At 63.1% G+C, this 16,659-nt stretch carries 15 protein-coding genes; 14 read left to right on the top strand and 1 reads right to left on the bottom strand.

Annotated features, from left to right (window positions below; all coding sequences use genetic code 11):
* Positions 1-374 precede the first annotated feature (374 nt).
* Positions 375-1,274: a LysR family transcriptional regulator gene (locus CP49_RS11695; RefSeq protein WP_057850394.1), complete on the bottom strand. Its 900-nt coding sequence runs from the start codon at positions 1,272-1,274 to the stop codon at positions 375-377.
* A gap of 149 nt (positions 1,275-1,423) precedes the next feature.
* Between CP49_RS11695 and CP49_RS11690 the strand changes: the two genes are divergently transcribed.
* The 14 genes from CP49_RS11690 (at position 1,424) to CP49_RS11625 (ending at position 16,550) form a co-directional block, all read left to right on the top strand.
* Positions 1,424-2,422, top strand: coding sequence for an N-carbamoyl-D-amino-acid hydrolase (locus tag CP49_RS11690; protein ID WP_082645971.1), 999 nt, complete (start codon positions 1,424-1,426; stop codon positions 2,420-2,422).
* A 1-nt stretch (position 2,423) separates the two neighbouring features.
* A complete protein-coding gene (locus tag CP49_RS11685; RefSeq protein WP_057850393.1) occupies positions 2,424-3,248 on the top strand; it encodes an ABC transporter substrate-binding protein in 825 nt (274 codons plus the stop codon).
* On the top strand, positions 3,245-4,102 hold the full coding sequence (locus CP49_RS11680) for an amino acid ABC transporter permease (RefSeq protein WP_057850392.1): 858 nt from the start codon (positions 3,245-3,247) through the stop codon (positions 4,100-4,102). The genes CP49_RS11685 and CP49_RS11680 overlap by 4 nt, the downstream gene beginning before the upstream one ends.
* The gene (locus CP49_RS11675) at positions 4,099-4,863 is read left to right on the top strand and encodes an amino acid ABC transporter ATP-binding protein (protein WP_057850391.1); all 765 of its coding nucleotides are present in this window, start codon (positions 4,099-4,101) and stop codon (positions 4,861-4,863) included. Before CP49_RS11680 ends, CP49_RS11675 begins: the two co-directional genes overlap by 4 nt.
* Before the next feature lie 18 nt (positions 4,864-4,881).
* Positions 4,882-5,694, top strand: coding sequence for an ABC transporter substrate-binding protein (locus CP49_RS11670; RefSeq protein ID WP_156438313.1), 813 nt, complete (start codon positions 4,882-4,884; stop codon positions 5,692-5,694).
* Positions 5,681-6,565, top strand: coding sequence for a polysaccharide deacetylase family protein (locus CP49_RS11665; RefSeq protein ID WP_057850389.1), 885 nt, complete (start codon positions 5,681-5,683; stop codon positions 6,563-6,565). Before CP49_RS11670 ends, CP49_RS11665 begins: the two co-directional genes overlap by 14 nt.
* Positions 6,566-6,599: 34 nt before the next feature.
* Positions 6,600-8,183: an ABC transporter substrate-binding protein gene (locus tag CP49_RS11660; protein WP_057850388.1), complete on the top strand. Its 1,584-nt coding sequence runs from the start codon at positions 6,600-6,602 to the stop codon at positions 8,181-8,183.
* Positions 8,180-9,553, top strand: a complete 1,374-nt coding sequence (locus CP49_RS11655; RefSeq protein ID WP_057850387.1) for an amidohydrolase family protein — start codon at positions 8,180-8,182, stop codon at positions 9,551-9,553. The genes CP49_RS11660 and CP49_RS11655 overlap by 4 nt, the downstream gene beginning before the upstream one ends.
* A 75-nt stretch (positions 9,554-9,628) precedes the next feature.
* The gene (locus tag CP49_RS11650) at positions 9,629-10,798 is read left to right on the top strand and encodes an amidohydrolase/deacetylase family metallohydrolase (protein ID WP_057850412.1); all 1,170 of its coding nucleotides are present in this window, start codon (positions 9,629-9,631) and stop codon (positions 10,796-10,798) included.
* A 233-nt stretch (positions 10,799-11,031) separates the two neighbouring features.
* Complete coding sequence (locus tag CP49_RS11645; RefSeq protein ID WP_057850386.1) at positions 11,032-12,636, top strand: ABC transporter substrate-binding protein; 1,605 nt, start codon at positions 11,032-11,034, stop codon at positions 12,634-12,636.
* 17 nt (positions 12,637-12,653) lie between these two features.
* Positions 12,654-13,595, top strand: a complete 942-nt coding sequence (locus CP49_RS11640) for an ABC transporter permease (RefSeq protein ID WP_057850385.1) — start codon at positions 12,654-12,656, stop codon at positions 13,593-13,595.
* 68 nt (positions 13,596-13,663) lie between these two features.
* Positions 13,664-14,515 (top strand): ABC transporter permease, encoded by an 852-nt coding sequence (locus CP49_RS11635; protein ID WP_197423084.1) that lies wholly within the window; start codon positions 13,664-13,666, stop codon positions 14,513-14,515.
* A gap of 50 nt (positions 14,516-14,565) precedes the next feature.
* Positions 14,566-15,555, top strand: coding sequence for an ABC transporter ATP-binding protein (locus CP49_RS11630; protein WP_057850383.1), 990 nt, complete (start codon positions 14,566-14,568; stop codon positions 15,553-15,555).
* Complete coding sequence (locus CP49_RS11625; RefSeq protein WP_057850382.1) at positions 15,552-16,550, top strand: ABC transporter ATP-binding protein; 999 nt, start codon at positions 15,552-15,554, stop codon at positions 16,548-16,550. Before CP49_RS11630 ends, CP49_RS11625 begins: the two co-directional genes overlap by 4 nt.
* Positions 16,551-16,659: the final 109 nt, after the last annotated feature.

Below are 16,659 nucleotides of genomic sequence, written 5' to 3'. Positions count from 1 at the left end.
GTTTTGCAGATCGGCGGCTTGGGGCCAGAAGCGGCCATTGAACCGGATTTGAGGCTGGCGCTCGCCAAGCCGCGCTTTGGTTGTTTACGATTCACGTAATCCAGCGATGCGGCTGGCTACAGCCGGCTGACCGATGTGGACCAAGGGCCCGCACGTCCAGCTTCTCGCCTCCGAGCGTTTTTACACGGCCAAGACCCAAAGCGGACGCTGGCCACAAAATTGACGGACCGGCGTATCCTTTATTCATAAGCACTGCAGCGGTCTCAGGCAGTGGCGTGCGCACGATGTGTGCACCGAGAGATCAAAGAAAATCGCAAAACGCTCAACGTGAGCAGCCTCAAGCCAAGCGCGCCCTTTTGCACGCGTTTCAACGCTCAAGAGGCATCGTGGTGCAGCGAGCGGCTCGCCTGCCGGACTTCATTCAGGAACGCCTTGGCCAGGCGCGATAGCGGCTCAGCCTCAGACCACAGCATATAGGCCACCGCCACGGTCTTGGGCGTGAAAGGCCGAACGATGAGGTCTTGGCCGCCGCTCTGGCGCGGTGAGAACGGATCGACCACCGCTGCGCCCACGCCGGCGGCCGCGAGCACGCAGGCCGTATTGCAGTATCGCACCTCGACAGTTGGCTGGAACGGCGCGCCGGCCTGCGCAAAGCTCTCGCGCACGGCTTCGCCCAATCGCGTGCCGCGCTCCAGCCCGATGAAGGGCAAGCCGACAAGGTCGGAAGCGGAAATGACCGATCGTTCGGCCAGCGGATGGTTTGGCGGCAGGACGCAGACCATTTCGCCGGTATGAACGACCTCATGCGCAATGCCGGGATGATGCGACAGCCCGAGCGCGAAACCGAGCTCTGCAACCCTGCTCGATACGCCGTCGATGATTCCTTCGTAGCGCCTTACATCGAAGAAGACACGCGTCTGTTGACGGCGGCGCAGGAAGTCCGATAGAGCACGCGGAATGATGCTGTAGGCGAGCGGCGGCGTCGCCACGATCGATAGCAGCCCCGAGCGGCACTCCCTCAAGTCACGCACGCGATTTTCGAGTTTGGCGTGGAGCGCAAAGATCGCTTCACTTTCCTTGTAGAGCGCCATCGCCTCCGATGTCGGGAACAGCCGGTTGTTGACACGCTCGAACAAGGCGAAGCCCGCCTGCGCCTCCATCGCCTTCAGCGCGTTGCTGATCGCCGGTTGCGACAGTGCCAGTTCGTCGGCCGCCGCTACCGTGGTCCGATGACGGATGACCGCACGGAGGATCTCCAACTGGCGCAGGTTCATATAACTACCGGTTATTGTCTCACCGAAAATATCATAGCACGAGTGATTGCGTTTAGTGCTGCGCTTCCGCGTAATCACCCCTGCATCGGAGCGCTATCGGAGCGGGCTCATCCGCCTCTTGAGTAAGCAATCCGCTCAGATTGGAGGCAATGTTGGTTCGGGTTCTCCGCGCCGCCGCCGCTCAGATGGGGCCGACGCAAAAAGTGGATACGCGAGAGCATACGCTTGGCCGGATGTTGGTGCTGCTAGAGGAGGCGGCTGCATGCGGCGCAACACTGGTTGTCTTTCCCGAACTGGCATTCACGACCTTCTTCCCGCGATGGCTGATCGAGGGCGAAGCGCTCGATCATTACTTCGAGCGTGGCATGCCAAATCCGGCCGTGCAGTCCTTGTTCGATCGTGCCCGGGCGCTCGGCGTCGGCTTCTACGTCGGCTACGCGGAGCTGACGTCGGACGGTCGGCGCTTCAATTGTTCGATCCTGGTCGATCGCGACGGCGAAATTCTCGGGCGCTATCGCAAGGTGCATTTGCCGGGCTCCTTCGAGCCGCGTGCCGGGGCAGCCTACCAGCAGCTCGAAAAGCGCTATTTCGAATATGGCGATTTGGGATTTCCTGCCTTTCGGGCGGGACCGGACTGGCGCCACGCGATCATAGGCATGATGATCTGCAATGATCGCCGCTGGCCGGAAGCCTGGCGTGTGCTGGGCCTGCAGGGCGTCGAACTGGTTTGCGTCGGCTACAATTCCGCGGCTTACGATCCAAACGGCGGCGTCTCCGAAGACGCGGCGCTGCGCACCTTCCATTCCAAGCTCGTGACCCAGGCCAACGCCTACATGAACGCCACCTGGGCGATCGCGGTCGCCAAGGCGGGCACCGAGGATGGTTCCGGATTGATCGGTGGCTCCTGCATCGTGGATCCCAACGGCCGGATCGTCGCCGAAGCGCAAACGCTCGCGGACGAAATTGTCGTCGCCGACCTCGACCTCGACCTCTGTCGCCAGGGCAAGGACAAGATGTTCAATTTCGCCGCGCACCGGCGGCCGCAGCAATACGCGGCGATCACCGAGCGTGCCGGTGTTATTGAGCCCGCCGCGCTCGATGCAGTTAAACATCGAGCGGCCAGTCGCGGTGCGGGCCAAAGGAGCTGATATGACACGTCTCTCGTTCTCCCTTCGATTCGCCGCGCTCTTCGCCGTCACAACTGCACAAGCCGCGGAACTTCCGGAATCAATCAAGCAGGCGGGCACCTTGCGGCTGACGGTTAACTCGACCTACGCCCCCATGGAATATCGCGATCCCACCACAAACCAGCTCGTCGGGCTCGATATCGATCTCGCCAACGAACTCGCGAAGCGGCTGGGCGTGAAGATCATCTGGAGCGAAACACCGTTCGCTGAGCTGATCCCCTCATTGCAGACCAAGCGCGCGGATTTCATCATCAGCGGCATTTCGGATCGCAGCTCGCGGCGCGAGGCCGCCGACTTCATCGACTATCTGGCGACGGGTCCGCAGTTCTTCGTTCTGACGGAAAATGCGGCGAAGTCTCCCACCGATCTCTGCGGCAAGAGGATCGGGACGACGCGCAGCACCAGCTTTCCGGTCGAGATCGAGAAATGGAGCAAGCAGAATTGCGAGGCGAACGGTAAGCCTGCCGTGCAATATGTTCCGGGCGAGAACAGCATCGACGTCCGTAACCAGCTCAAGCAGGGTCGCATCGACGCTGCGGTGCAGGGCACCGAGACGCTGCCCTACGCCCAGCAGCAGGAGGCGGGGAAATACCGTGTCGTCGGAGAGCCGTTCGCCACCGGCTATCAGGGCATCATGTTCCGGAAAGACGACGTGGCGCTCCGCGAGGTGGTGACGCAACACCTCGCCGCCATGATCGCCGACGGCTCCTACAAGGCCATTCTCGACAAATACGGATTGGGCGCGAACGCGGTGGCGCAGCCGATGATGAATGCGTCCACGCAATGAGAGCGGTGCCCACACTTGCGGGAGGCTTCCCCGACATTTCGGAGATGACGGTCGCGCGTCAGGTTCATTGGCAACGATGGCTCGCCGCGGCAGCGATTCTCGTCGTACTGGCTGCGATCGGTCGCGCCTTCGTCAACGGCCAGATCGAATGGACTTATGTCAGCCGCTTCCTCACCGCGAAGGTGATCCTCGAGGGCATCACCAACACCATGGTGATGGCGGTACTCGCGATGGCGCTCGGCATCGTCTTGGGCGTCGTTGTCGCAATCATGAGACTCTCGTCCAATCCGGTTCTGACGTCCGTCGCAGCCGGCTATACTTGGTTATTCCGCGGCACGCCGCTGATCCTGCAACTGCTGCTGTGGTTCAACCTCGCGCTGGTGTTTCCAACGATCGGCATTCCGGGCCTGTGGTCGGTCCGGGCTGTCGATGTCATGACACCGTTTCTGTCCGCACTGCTCGGCCTCGGCATCAATCAGGGTGCCTACACGTCCGAGGTGATGCGGGCCGGTATGCTGTCGGTCGACGTCGGACAATATGAGGCAGCGCAGGCGATCGGCATGGGACGGCTGCGCGCGCTGCGCCGGATCATCCTGCCGCAGGCGATGCGGGTGGTAATCCCTCCGCTCGGCAACGAATTTATCGGCATGGTGAAGGCCACGTCGCTGGCCAGCGTCATTCAGTATCCGGAGCTGCTGCACAACGCCGAGAATATCTACTACGCGAATTCACGCGTGATCGAACTCCTGATCGTCGCCGGCTCCTGGTATCTGCTCGTCGTGTCGATCCTGACCCCTTTGCAGATGCTTCTCGAACGACGCTTCGCGCGTGGAGCATTGCAGATCACCCGATGACCCAGCCCCTTGTCGCCATCCGTTCGGTCAGCAAGAACTTTGGGGAGTTTCAAGCCCTCGATCGGGTCTCGCTCGACGTCTGGACAGGCGAGGTGCTGTGCCTGATCGGGGCGTCGGGATCGGGCAAGACGACGCTGCTGCGTTGCATCAATCAGCTTACGCCGGTCGACAGCGGCGGCATCTGGCTGGATGGCGAGTTGCTGGGCGTGCGGGAGGAGGGTGGGCAATTGCATCGTCTCACCGAGCGGCAGATCGCGCGCCAGCGCCTGAAGACCGGCATGGTGTTTCAGCGCTTCAATTTGTTCCCGCACAAGACCGCGCTTGAAAATATCACCGAAGGTCCGGTGCAGGTGCAGGGCCGCAAACCGGAGGAGGCGAGGGCAGAGGCGATGGAGCTTCTCGCACGCGTCGGGCTGGCGGCGAAAGCAAATGCCTATCCCTCACAGCTTTCCGGCGGGCAGCAGCAGCGGGTGGCGATTGCCCGCGCGCTCGCCATGAAGCCGATGCTGATGCTGTTCGACGAACCGACGAGTGCCCTCGATCCCGAACTGGTCGGCGAGGTGCTCACCGTCATGAAGGAGCTTGCCCGCAGCGGCATGACGATGATGGTAGTGACGCACGAACTCGGCTTCGCGCGCGAAGTAGCAGATACGGTCGTCTATATGGACCACGGCGCAATCGTGGAGTCCGGACCGGCGGCGGAGGTTCTGGGCAGGCCCCGTGAAGTGCGCACTCAATCCTTTCTTTCCGCGGTGATCTGATGAGGGTGATTTTAAATGATGAAACTGTTTCTCGCTGCTGCGCTCACTTGCGCCACTTTCACTTCGGCCATGGCGATCGAACTGCCTCCGGAAATCGCCAAGCAGGGCAGTATTAAGGTCGCCATCGTGCCGAATTATCCGCCGCTGGAATTCCGCGATCCCGCGACCAACACGCTGACCGGCTTCGACGTCGAGCTTGGCGAGGCGCTCGGCAAGAAGCTCGGTGTCAAGATCGACTGGCAGCAAACCAGTTTCGATCAGATGATGCCTGCGATTTCGACGGGGAGGGTGGATGCGATCCTGTCCGGCATGACGGATATGGCGAGCCGGCAGGACACGGCAACCTTTGTCGACTACCTCCGCAATGGGCCTCGGTTCTTCGTGCAGCAATCGCGCGCCGCCGAGTTCAAGGATACGACGGCATTCTGCGGGAAAAAAGTCGGCGCCAGTCGGCGCACGTCCTTTCCGAAGCTGATCGCTGCCTGGAGCGATGTCCATTGCGGCGGTAATCCTATTCAATTCGTCGGGACTGAAGGATCGGCCGATGCCCGGACCCAGCTAAGGCAGGGACGGATCGACGCGGCCGTCCAGGGTGGCGAGACGCTTCCCTACCTGATGGACCTCGAACCGGGCGTCTATCTCCCGGTCGGCGACGTCTTCGCCACCCAGTTCACCGGGCTTGCGTTGGGCGTGAAGGAGAAGGTGCTGCAGCAAGCGGTCGTAGAGGCGCTGGACTCATTGATCGCGGACGGCACCTACCGTGCTTTGCTGGCGAAGTGGAAATTGACCGATTACGGCGTAGAGAAGGCGACCATCAATGCTGGACAGTAAAGCGCTCGCGAGCATTCCGCTCATTCCCGCGAACACTGCGCCGCCGGCCCCGGACTATCCGTGGCCCAAGCCCTATACATCAGCGATGTTCCTCTCCTTCGACGTGGACGCGGAGAGCGCCTGGACCAGCAAGGATGCAGCTCACGCCCAGCGTCTCATCACGATGAGCTATGGCGGCTACGAGGCGCGCGTCGGCACGCCGAAACTCCTTGAGTTGCTCGATGCGCTTGATCTGAAGGCAACGTTCTTCGTCACCGGCTGGTCGGTGGATGCGCATCCCGCGATGGCGGAGGCCATTCTCAAGGCGGGCCACGAGATCGGTCACCACGGGTATCACCATCTGCTGCCGGATCCGGGCGACCCCTGGATCGAGGAAGAACTGGAGCGGGGCTTTGAGGCGCTGAAGCGGAGGCTTGGCGTCAGGCCGACCGGCTATCGGGCACCTTACGGCGAATTCACCGAAGAGTTGCGGGTGGCGCTGGTGCGCCACGGTATCGTCTACACCTCGTCATTTCGCGACGACGTGCGGCCTTACCGCCATCGCCTCGCAGATGGCGGGCCGGGCACGATCGAACTTCCAGTGACCGCGAGCTACGACGACTGGATGCATGGACTGTCCGCCCGATTCAGTCCGCGGCCGATCTTTCCGAAGGAGCATGTGCTCTCGATCTGGAAGGATGAGCTCGATGAGGTCAGGGATTGGGGCGCGATGGTCACGACCGTGCTGCACCCGCAATGCAGCGGCCGTCCGATGCGGCTTCGGCTGCTGCGGGAATTTCTCACCTATGCCAAATCCTGCCCCGATCTGTGGATCACAACCGGAGAGGCGATCGCGGCGAATTTCAGCAGTCACGAAGCTGCCGCCCTCTGAGAACCGCGCCGATCAAATGTCCCAGGAGTCATCGATGCTCGTTTCCCGTCGTTCACTGTTGAAGGCCGCCGCCGCAGCGCCGGCGTTGTCGCTGCCGGGAATCCTGCGGGCGCAGTCGCAGACCACGCTGCGCTTTATTCCAGTGATTGATCTGACCTTTGTCGACCCGATCTACTCAACGGCGCAGGTTTCCCGGAACCACGGGTTCATGGTCTACGACACGCTCTATGGCATGAATTCGGCAATCGAGGTCTCACCTCAGATGGTGTCCGGTCATGTCGTGTCCAACGATGAGCGGCAGTGGGACCTTACGCTGCGCGACGGTCTGCTATGGCATGACAGCGAGCGGGTGCTGGCGCGCGATTGCGTCGCGAGCATTCGCCGCTGGGCGGCCCGCGACGGCTTTGGCGCCGAGTTGATGGCCGCAACGGACGAACTGTCGGCGCCTGATGACCGCACCATCCGCTTTCGGCTGAGCAGGCCTTTCCCTCTGCTGCCTGCAGCGCTCGGCAAGGCCGCGATCCAGGCACCGTTCATGATGCCGCAGCGGCTGGCGAGCCAGGATCCGTTCAAGCCGCTGGCCGAAGTCGTGGGCAGCGGTCCGTTCCGTTTTGTGGCGGATGAACGCGTGCAGGGCGCGCGCAACGTGTACGCCCGCTTCGATCGCTATCAGCCCCGACAGGACGGCAAGCCCGATTGGACCGCCGGTCCCAAGATCGTCCATTACGACCGCGTGGTCTGGACGACGATGCCGGATGCGGCGACCGGAGTGGCTGCGCTGCAAACGCGCGAGCAGGATTGGCAGGAGACAACGCCGCACGACCTGCTGCCGGTGCTGAAGCGTACCGGCGGCATCACCACGCGGATTCTCGATCCACGGGGTTACACCTGCATGCTGCGCGTGAACCATCTGCTGCCGCCGTTCGATAATCCCGCCATCCGCCGGGCGCTATTGGGAGCGATCGACCAGTCCGCGTTCATGACGGCAGTTGCGGGCGATGATCCCGCTTATCAATCCTCGCCGATCGGCTTCTTTGCGCCGGGCACACCGATGGCGAGCGACGTCGGCCTCGATGTGTTCCGCGGGCCGCGCGACATGGCGAAGGTCAAAGCGGATCTGAAAGCCGCCGGATACAGCGGCGAGAAGGTGGTACTGCTCGTTCCCACCAACTCGGTTGCACAAAAGCCGCTCGGCGATATCGCAGCCGACATGCTGCAGCAGGCCGGCATGAACGTCGAGTATGCCGGAATGGATTTCGGCGTGGTGTTGCAGCGGCAGTTGAAAAAGGATCCCATCGCCCAGGGCGGCTGGAGCGCCGGCGTTGGCAACTGGCAAGGCATCGATTGGCTGACCCCGGCCGGCAATTCGAACCTGCGCGGCGACAGCAAGACCGCCGGCTGGTACAAGAGCGAGAAGATGGGGGTGCTACGAAGCCAGTGGCTCGCTGCCGCCAACCTTGCCGAGCAGCAGCGCATCTGCCGCGATATCCAGGCGTTATCGTTCGAGGAAATTCCCTACTTCCCGATCGGTCAATACAAACAACCGACCGCGTACCGCTCGAACATCACCGGCATCCTCGACGGTACGGCCGTGTTCTGGAATGTGAAGCCAGCATGAGCACCATTGCGATCTTTGGCAACTATGTGTTGTCGCGCAGGGATGGCGCGCAGGAGGTGCTGCGCGATCATTGGGTGCTGCTGGAGGGCAGGCGGATCGCCGCCGTCACGCGCGACCGGCCGTCCGCCACCGAGGTCTTCGACAGACCGGGCCGCTTCGTGCTGCCCGGCCTCATGAACTTGCATAATCACTGCTTCAGCGAAGCTGTCGCCCGGACACACACCGAGGACGGCAATGGTCGGAGGAACAATCAGAGCATCGTCTATACGGTATTGCTGCCGCTGACCAAGCGCGGCGCCGACCTGCTGTCACCGCAAGAACGGCTCGCGATCGCGCGGCTCGGCATTCTGCAATTGCTGAAGGGCGGCGCTACCACGGTGATGGAACCGTTCCGCAACACCATCCCTGAGATGTTCGACGCAGCCGAAGAAATGGGCATCCGCTTCTTTGGCGCGCCGTATTTGTTTTCGACCTCGGACGCCAAGGCGGGGCCGGACGGCGTGGTGCATTACGCGGGCGATGACGGCCAGGCCGATATGGACACCTGGAACGCGCTCTATCAGCGCTGGAACAGGCGTGGCGACGGCCGGATTGGCCTTGCGATGAGCCCGCATGCGACCGACACCTGTGGGCCGGATTTGCTGCGGGCGTGTGCCGCGCGTGCGCGCGAACTCGACATTCCCATCACCACCCATCTCGCACAAAGCCAGGCTGAAGTTGCAACCATCGGGAGCCGTCACGGCGGTCGCACGCCGGCCGAATATCTCGACTGGCTTGGCCTTCTTGCGCCTGATCTCATGGCTGTGCACTGCATCGCCAGCACCGATGGCGATTTGAAGTTGATGGCGGCGAGGGGCGCCACGGTGCTGAACTGCCCGCGCGTGTTTGCGCGCTCAGGCGTTACCGCGGCGTTCAGCCGGTTCGCAGAGCACGGCGTCCGGACGGTGGTCGGAACCGACGGCTACAACATGGACCTGCTCGGCGAACTCAACGCCGCGTCGATGATTTCGAAGATTGCGTCCGCTCGCGCTGATGTAGCCAACGCACCTGACCTGATCGAGTCAGTCACCGCAACTGCGGCAGCGGTCATCAAGCGGCCGGACCTCGGGACGATCGCGCCGGGCGCAACGGCCGACCTCACCGTCGTCGACCTGACCCATCCCCATTTACAGCCGCTGTTCGATCCGCGGCGCGGGCTGGTCACGCTCGGCAACCGCGCCAACATCGATCAGGTCATCGTTGACGGGCGGGTGCTGATCGACGCAGGCCGATACATTCATGGCGACGAGACCGCGATGGTGTCGGCTGCGTCCGCGGCGATCGGCAAGATCTGGGATTTGCCGGAAGCCCAGGCGGCCTTCAATGGCTGACGGCTCGTCGGCACGCGCACTGTCATGGAAAGACGAGACACGCTCGCGCCGCTTCCTTCATATCAGGAGATTGCAATGCCTTTCGATCTGATCCTGCGCGGCGGCCGGTTGATCGACCCCTCCCAGAAGCTCGACGCCAGGACGGACGTTGCCTTCGCGGGCGGCAAGGTGGCCATGATTGGAAACGAACTCAAGGCCGATCCCGGAACCGATGTGCGCGATGTGTCTGACTACATCGTCACCCCCGGCCTGATCGATCTGCACACTCACGTCTATTGGGGCGGCACCTCGCTCGGTATCGACGCCGAGGAGTTCTGCCGCACCTCCGGCGTCACCACGGCGGTCGACACCGGCAGCGCCGGGCCGGGTAATTTCGCGGGCTTCCGAAAGCATGTGATCGAGCCGAGTCAAGTCCGCATTATGGCCTACCTGCACGTCTCCCACGCCGGCATCTACGGCTTCTCGCACCGGGTCATGGTCGGCGAGAGCGAGGAGATGCGGCTGATGAACCCGATCGACGCCGTCAAGGTGGCGGAGGCCAACCGCGACCTCATCGTCGGCATCAAGGTGCGGGTAGGGCTCCACGCCTCGGGCACCTCGGGGATCGTGCCGCTCGACATTGCGCTCGAGGTCGCCGAAGAGGTCGGTATGCCGCTGATGGCGCATATCGACCATCCGCCCCCGAGCTACGAGGAGGTGCTTGCCCGCCTGCGTCCGGGCGACGTTCTCACGCACGCGTTCCGGCCGTTTCCCAATACGCCCACCACCGCACAGGGCACGGTGAAGCGGGTGGTGCTGGAGGCGCGCGAACGCGGCGTGCTGTTCGACATCGGCCACGGTAAAGGCTCATTCGCCTTCAAGACCGCCCGCGCGATGCTTGCCAACGGCTTCTATCCCGACACCATTTCTTCTGATGTCCACACCCTGTGCATCGACGGGCCGGCCTTTGATCAGGCGACGACCATGTCCAAGTTTCTGTGCATGGGCATGCCGCTCTCCGATGTGGTCGCGGCTTCGACGGTGAATGCGGCGATGGCGCTGCGGCGTCCCGAACTCGGCAGCCTCAAGCCGGGAAGCGCGGGAGACGCCACGCTCATCTCGGTTCAGCAAGGCCAGTTCGATTATGTCGACGCCGTCGGCGAGCAGATGATCGGCGACCGCAAGATCGTGTCTGAAGGCGTCGTGATTGCCGGCCGTTGGTGGCACCCGAAGCAATCGCCGAAGTTCAAACAGCTTGCAGGCTAGGCAGAACCGCAAATGAATGTGACCGCGCGAAAATGTGATCGCTCGAAAGTGCTTCCCGTATGGGCAGCCGGAAATCGGCAGCCGCGCGAGTGGGCCGTACTGGCATACGGCTTGCAAGAAAAAGGAGACCGATTGGCATCGGTTTGACTGGCCCGTTTCACCTCACGCGGCATCGAACCATCGGCCATGAATTGGCCGGCACTGCCATGACAACCCGAGACTGGGAGAACTCCATGGATCGCAGGACTGTGTTGAAGGGATTGGCCGGGGTAGGCAGCCTGGCGGCGACGGGCGGCCTTTCGATGCCGGCGCTTTCCCAAGGTGCCGCCGCGCGCACCCTGCGGTTTGTGCCGCAGGCCAACCTCGCGAATTTCGATCCGATCTGGGGGACCCAGTATGTCGTGCGCAACGCCGCTGCGCTGGTGTGGGACACCCTCTATGGTCTCGACGCCACGCTGCAGCCGCAGCGCCAAATGGTCGAGTCCGAGGAGGTGTCCGACGACGGTCTGGTCTGGACCTTTCGACTTCGGCCGGGGCTTAAGTTTCACGACGGCGAGCCCGTGCGCAGCAAGGATGTGATAGCGAGTCTCGCGCGCTGGTCGGCGCGCGATCCCATGGGCCTGATGCTCAAGGCAATCCAGAACGAACTGACCGCCGTCGACGACCGGACCTTCAAATGGGCGCTGAAGGCGCCGTATCCGAAGATGCTGCTGGCATTGGGCAAGAACAGCACACCCTGCGCGTTCATCATGCCGGAGCGCATCGCCCAGACCGACCCGTTCAAGCAGATTCCCGAATATGTCGGCTCGGGCCCTATGAAGTTCGCAAAGGGAGAGTGGGTGCCCGGCGCCAAGGCGGTATTCGAGAAGTTTGCCGACTACGCGCCGCGGCAGGAAAAGGCATCCTGGCTCGCAGGCGGCAAGCAGATGCTGGTTGACCGCATCGAATGGGTGGTGATCCCGGATCCTGCCACGGCGGCGGCAGCACTGCAGAATGGCGAGGTCGATTGGTGGGAGAGTCCCATCACCGATCTCGTGCCGTCGCTCAAGAAGAACCGCAACATCAACGTCGACATCGCCGATCCGCTCGGCAACATCGGCTCATTCCGGATGAACCATCTGCATCCGCCCTTCAACGATGTGAAGGTGCGACGTGCCGTGCTCGCGGCGCTGAGCCAGGAAGACTACATGCGCGCGCTGGTCGGCGACGATACCGCGCTCTGGAAGCCGTTGCCGGGGTTCTTCACGCCGGACACGCCACTTTACACGGAGGAGGGTGGCGAGATCCTGAAGGGTAAACGCGATCTCGCAACGGCAAAGAAGTTGCTAGCCGAGAGCGGCTATTCAGGCCAGCCGGTCACCTGCGTCGTGGCGCAGGATCAACCGATCACCAAGGCGCAGGGCGATGTCACCGCCGATCTGTTGAAGCAAATCGGAATGAATGTCGACTTCGTTGCGACCGATTGGGGCACGGTCGGTTCCCGCCGCGCCCAGAAAACGCCGCCGGGCCAGGGCGGCTGGGGGATGTTTCACACCTGGCACGCCGGCGCGGACTGTATCAGTCCCGCCGCCTACAACGCCATTCGCGCCAATGGCGACAAGGCGTGGTTTGGCTGGCCCACGAGCGAGGTCGTGGAAAAGGAAGTCACGGCATGGTTCGACGCCAAAAATCTCGATGAGGAGAAGGCTGCGGCCAAGCGCCTCAACAAGGCAGCGATGGAGGATGTTGTCTATGCGCCGACCGGCTTTTTCCTGAGCTACACGGCGTGGCGCAAGAACATCTCCGGTATCGCCAAGGGACCGCTGCCCTTCTTCTGGGGCGTGTCGAAGACCGCATGACGGTGCAGTAAACCCACATGGTCTCGTATATCCTCCGGCGCATTCTCTCGACTTTGCCCGTGATGGGGATCGTCGCGCTGTTCGTCTTCAGTCTTCTCTACATCGCGCCGGGCGATCCGGCGGCGGTGATCGCGGGCGACCAGGCGAGCCCCGCCGACGTTGAGCGCATACGCCAGGGCCTCGGCCTCGACCGGCCGTTTCTGGTCCAGTTCGGGACTTGGCTCTGGCATATCCTGCATGGCGATCTCGGCACCTCGATCTTCACCAACCTCCCGGTCTCCGCGATGATCGCGCAGCGCATCGAGCCGACGTTCTCGCTGATGGCGATTACGCTCGTCCTGACCATCCTTGTCGCGGTGCCGCTCGGCGTGGCGGCAGCGTGGAAGGCGGGAAGCTGGGTGGACCGCACCATCATGGCGTTCGCCGTGTTCGCCTTCTCGCTTCCGGTCTTTGTTGTCGGATACGTCCTTGCTTACGTGTTCGCGCTGCAGTTCGAATGGCTTCCCGTTCAGGGCTACACGCCGTTGGCAGCAGGCATTTGGCCGTGGCTGCAGAACCTCATTCTTCCCGCCCTGGCTCTCGGCTCCGTCTACATTGCGCTGATCGCGCGCATTACCCGCGCCTCCATGCTCGAGGTGCTGCAGCAGGATTATGTCCGCACCGCCCGCGCCAAAGGTCTCGGCCAGCGCAACATTTTGTTCGTTCACGCGCTGAAAAACGCAGCCGTTCCGATCGTGACGGTGATCGGTATCGGCATCGCTCTTTTGATCGGGGGCGCGGTGGTGACCGAAAGTGTGTTCGCCATTCCGGGCCTTGGCCGGCTGACGATCGACGCGATCCTGCGCCGCGATTACCCGGTCATTCAGGGCATCGTGCTGCTGTTCAGCTTCCTCTACGTGCTCGTCAACCTGATGGTCGACGTCACCTACACCCTAGTCGATCCGAGGATCCGCTATTGAGCATCTCCACATCAAGCACGGCACCGGTGCCGCCGGGCCTCGTCATTGCGCCGCAACTGCCGGATCTGATGGTGCCGGTAGCGATCAGGCGCGGTGTGTTCGGCTTTCTGCGCAATCATCCGACCGTTGCGATCGGCGGCGCCTTGCTGCTCTGCCTCGTCCTGGTCGGGATCTTCGCGCCCTGGCTCGGGACCGTCGATCCCACCGCGCTCGCGCCCGGCAGGCGTACGCGCTTGCCTTCCGCGGATTTTTGGTTCGGCACCGACCTGCTGGGCCGCGACATCTATTCACGCGTGCTTTACGGGGCGCGGGTCTCGCTCACCGTAGGTCTGTCGGTGGCGGTGCTGGCCTCGCTCGCCGGTCTGGCCATCGGTCTTGTCTCGGGCTTCGTGCGATGGGCGGATGGCATCGTGATGCGGTTCATGGACGGGCTGATGTCGATCCCGCCGATTTTGCTGGCCGTCGCGTTGATGGCGCTGACACGCGCGAGTGTCGGCAACGTCATCCTGGCCATCACGATAGCCGAAGTCCCGCGCGTCTCGCGGCTGGTGCGCAGTGTCGTGTTGTCGCTGCGCGAGCAGCCCTATGTGGGTGCCGCCACGGCCTCCGGAACGCGAACGCCGATGGTCATCCTGCGCCACATCCTTCCCAATACGCTGGCGCCGATGTTGGTCCAGGCAACCTATATCTGCGCCAGCGCCATGATCGTGGAGTCGATCCTCTCCTTCATCGGTGCCGGCACGCCGCCCACCATTCCGTCCTGGGGCAACATCATGGCCGAGGGCAGGGCGCTATGGCAGGTCAAGCCCTACATCGTGTTCTTTCCCGCCGCGTTTCTGTCCGTCACCGTGCTCGCCGTCAACCTGCTCGGCGACGGACTGCGTGATGCGCTAGATCCGCGAATGGCCAAAAGCCTCTAGCGCATGATCCGGAGAAATGCGTACCGGTTTTCCGATGAGGTTCTGATCTGATGGCGTTGCTCGAAGTCGATAATCTGCAGACCCATTTCCGTACGCCTGAGGGTATCAACCGGGCTGTCGACGGCGTGTCCTTTCATGTCGACGAAGGCGAGACGCTGGCGATCGTCGGTGAATCCGGCTGCGGCAAGTCGGTCACCTCGATGTCGCTGATGCGGCTCATCGCCGAACCCCCGGGCAGGATCGCGGGTTCTATCCGTTTCCAGGGCAAGGAGCTGCTGCAACTCTCCGAACGGGAGATGCGCGCCATTCGCGGCAACGACATTTCGATGATTTTCCAGGAGCCGATGACGAGCCTGAACCCGGTGCTGACGGTCGGCCGTCAGATCGGCGAGACGCTGCGGATGCATCAGGGGTTGGACAAGCAGGGCGCCGAGGCACGCGCCATCGAGATGCTGACATTGGTCGGCATCCCCGAGCCTGTGCGGCGCGTGCGCGAGTATCCGCATCAGCTCTCCGGCGGCATGCGGCAGCGTGTGATGATCGCCATGGCGCTCGCCTGTAATCCAAAGCTCCTGATCGCCGACGAGCCGACCACGGCGCTTGACGTCACGATCCAGGCGCAGATCCTGCAGCTGATGCTGGGCCTCAAGCGGCGTGTCGGCGCGGCGATCGTTCTGATCACCCACGATCTCGGCGTGGTCGCTGAAATCGCCGAGCGCGTCATGGTGATGTATGCCGGCCGCAAGGTTGAAGAGGCGCCGGTGACCGAGCTGTTCCGTTCGCCTCGTCATCCCTATACGCAGGGCCTGCTCGGCGCGGTGCCCAAGCTCGGCTCCTCGCTGACAGGCGCGGCGCGGCGGCTCGCCGAGATCCCCGGCCAGGTACCCAGCCTGAAGGGGCGGATCGAGGGCTGCGTCTTTGCCGGGCGATGTTCGCTGGCGACCGATCTCTGTCGGCAGGTTGCGCCGGGTCTCGAAGAGAAGGGGCCCCGTCACATCGCGGCCTGCCACTATGCGCGCAAGGAGGCGGCAGCGGCATGAGCGCCCCACTGCTCCAGGTCAACGACCTCAAGAAGCATTTTCCGGTCCGCGGCGGCTTGTTCAGCCGCAAGTCCAACTGGGTCTACGCCGTGGATGGCGTGTCCTTTGAGGTCGAGCGTGGTGAGACCCTGTCTCTCGTCGGCGAATCCGGCTGCGGCAAGTCGACGGTCGGCCGGGCGATCCTCCGGCTGTTCGACATCACCGCCGGCCAGGTGGTGCTGGATGGCCAGCGGATCGACGATCTTTCGCCCGGGGGCTTGCGCAGCATGCGCCGCCGCGTGCAGGTGGTTTTCCAGGATCCGTTCTCCAGCCTCAATCCGCGGATGCGTGTCCGCGATATCCTGGCCGAGCCGATCCGCAATTTTGGGCTCGCCAAATCCGCCGCCGAACTCGATGCGAAGGTTGCGGCGCTGGTGGACACCGTGCGCCTGCCGCGCGACGCGCTGGGCCGCCGGCCTCACGAATTCTCGGGCGGCCAGCGCCAGCGCATCGGTATCGCTCGGGCACTCGCCGCGGAACCCGAACTGATCGTCTGCGACGAGGCGGTTTCGGCGCTCGATGTCTCCGTCAAGGCGCAGATCGTCAACCTGTTGCAGGATCTGCAGCGGGAGTTCGGTCTCGCACTGCTCTTCATCAGCCACGATCTGGCTGTTGTCGAGCACATGACACACCGCGTTGCTGTCATGTATCTCGGCAAGATCGTCGAGATGGCAGGAAGGCAGCAAATCTTCACCGCGCCAAGGCATCCCTACACCAAGGCTCTGCTGTCAGCCGTTCCGGTGCCGGAGCCCGGTGCCATCCGTAATCCGATCATCCTGAAAGGCGACGTGCCGAGCCCGATCAATCCGCCCAGCGGTTGCCGCTTCCACACCAGGTGTCCATTCGTGTTCGATCGCTGCCGGACGGAAGAGCCGGAGCTGCGGTCGACTGAAGACGGTCAATGGGTGGCGTGCCATCTCAAGGCCCTGCCGGAAGCGCCGGGACCCGCTCACTGACCCCGTGCTGCAGCGCTCGCCGACCTACTTCGTGCCGTAAGCACGGCCAGTCGAATGTCGTTCGCACCGCGCTCCTTAACTTGGTCGACTGCGGCAACGGCCGTCGGTC

It is taken from the genome of Bradyrhizobium valentinum (genome assembly GCF_001440405.1).
In the GTDB taxonomy this organism is placed as follows: Bacteria; Pseudomonadota; Alphaproteobacteria; order Rhizobiales; family Xanthobacteraceae; genus Bradyrhizobium; species Bradyrhizobium valentinum.
Note: the sequence above shows the minus strand (reverse complement) of the source record. Positions and strands in the feature narration are given on the sequence as shown.

Coding starts and splice junctions, on each gene's coding strand:
- CP49_RS11680 (WP_057850392.1), top strand. CDS start 3,245: ATGAGAGCGGTGCCCACACTTGCGGGAGGCTTCCCCGACATTTCGGAG.
- CP49_RS11685 (WP_057850393.1), top strand. CDS start 2,424: ATGACACGTCTCTCGTTCTCCCTTCGATTCGCCGCGCTCTTCGCCGTC.
- CP49_RS11635 (WP_197423084.1), top strand. CDS start 13,664: ATGGTGCCGGTAGCGATCAGGCGCGGTGTGTTCGGCTTTCTGCGCAAT.
- CP49_RS11690 (WP_082645971.1), top strand. CDS start 1,424: ATGTTGGTTCGGGTTCTCCGCGCCGCCGCCGCTCAGATGGGGCCGACG.
- CP49_RS11665 (WP_057850389.1), top strand. CDS start 5,681: ATGCTGGACAGTAAAGCGCTCGCGAGCATTCCGCTCATTCCCGCGAAC.
- CP49_RS11660 (WP_057850388.1), top strand. CDS start 6,600: ATGCTCGTTTCCCGTCGTTCACTGTTGAAGGCCGCCGCCGCAGCGCCG.
- CP49_RS11655 (WP_057850387.1), top strand. CDS start 8,180: ATGAGCACCATTGCGATCTTTGGCAACTATGTGTTGTCGCGCAGGGAT.
- CP49_RS11675 (WP_057850391.1), top strand. CDS start 4,099: ATGACCCAGCCCCTTGTCGCCATCCGTTCGGTCAGCAAGAACTTTGGG.
- CP49_RS11625 (WP_057850382.1), top strand. CDS start 15,552: ATGAGCGCCCCACTGCTCCAGGTCAACGACCTCAAGAAGCATTTTCCG.
- CP49_RS11640 (WP_057850385.1), top strand. CDS start 12,654: ATGGTCTCGTATATCCTCCGGCGCATTCTCTCGACTTTGCCCGTGATG.
- CP49_RS11630 (WP_057850383.1), top strand. CDS start 14,566: ATGGCGTTGCTCGAAGTCGATAATCTGCAGACCCATTTCCGTACGCCT.
- CP49_RS11645 (WP_057850386.1), top strand. CDS start 11,032: ATGGATCGCAGGACTGTGTTGAAGGGATTGGCCGGGGTAGGCAGCCTG.
- CP49_RS11650 (WP_057850412.1), top strand. CDS start 9,629: ATGCCTTTCGATCTGATCCTGCGCGGCGGCCGGTTGATCGACCCCTCC.
- CP49_RS11670 (WP_156438313.1), top strand. CDS start 4,882: ATGAAACTGTTTCTCGCTGCTGCGCTCACTTGCGCCACTTTCACTTCG.
- CP49_RS11695 (WP_057850394.1), bottom strand. CDS start 1,274: ATGAACCTGCGCCAGTTGGAGATCCTCCGTGCGGTCATCCGTCATCGG.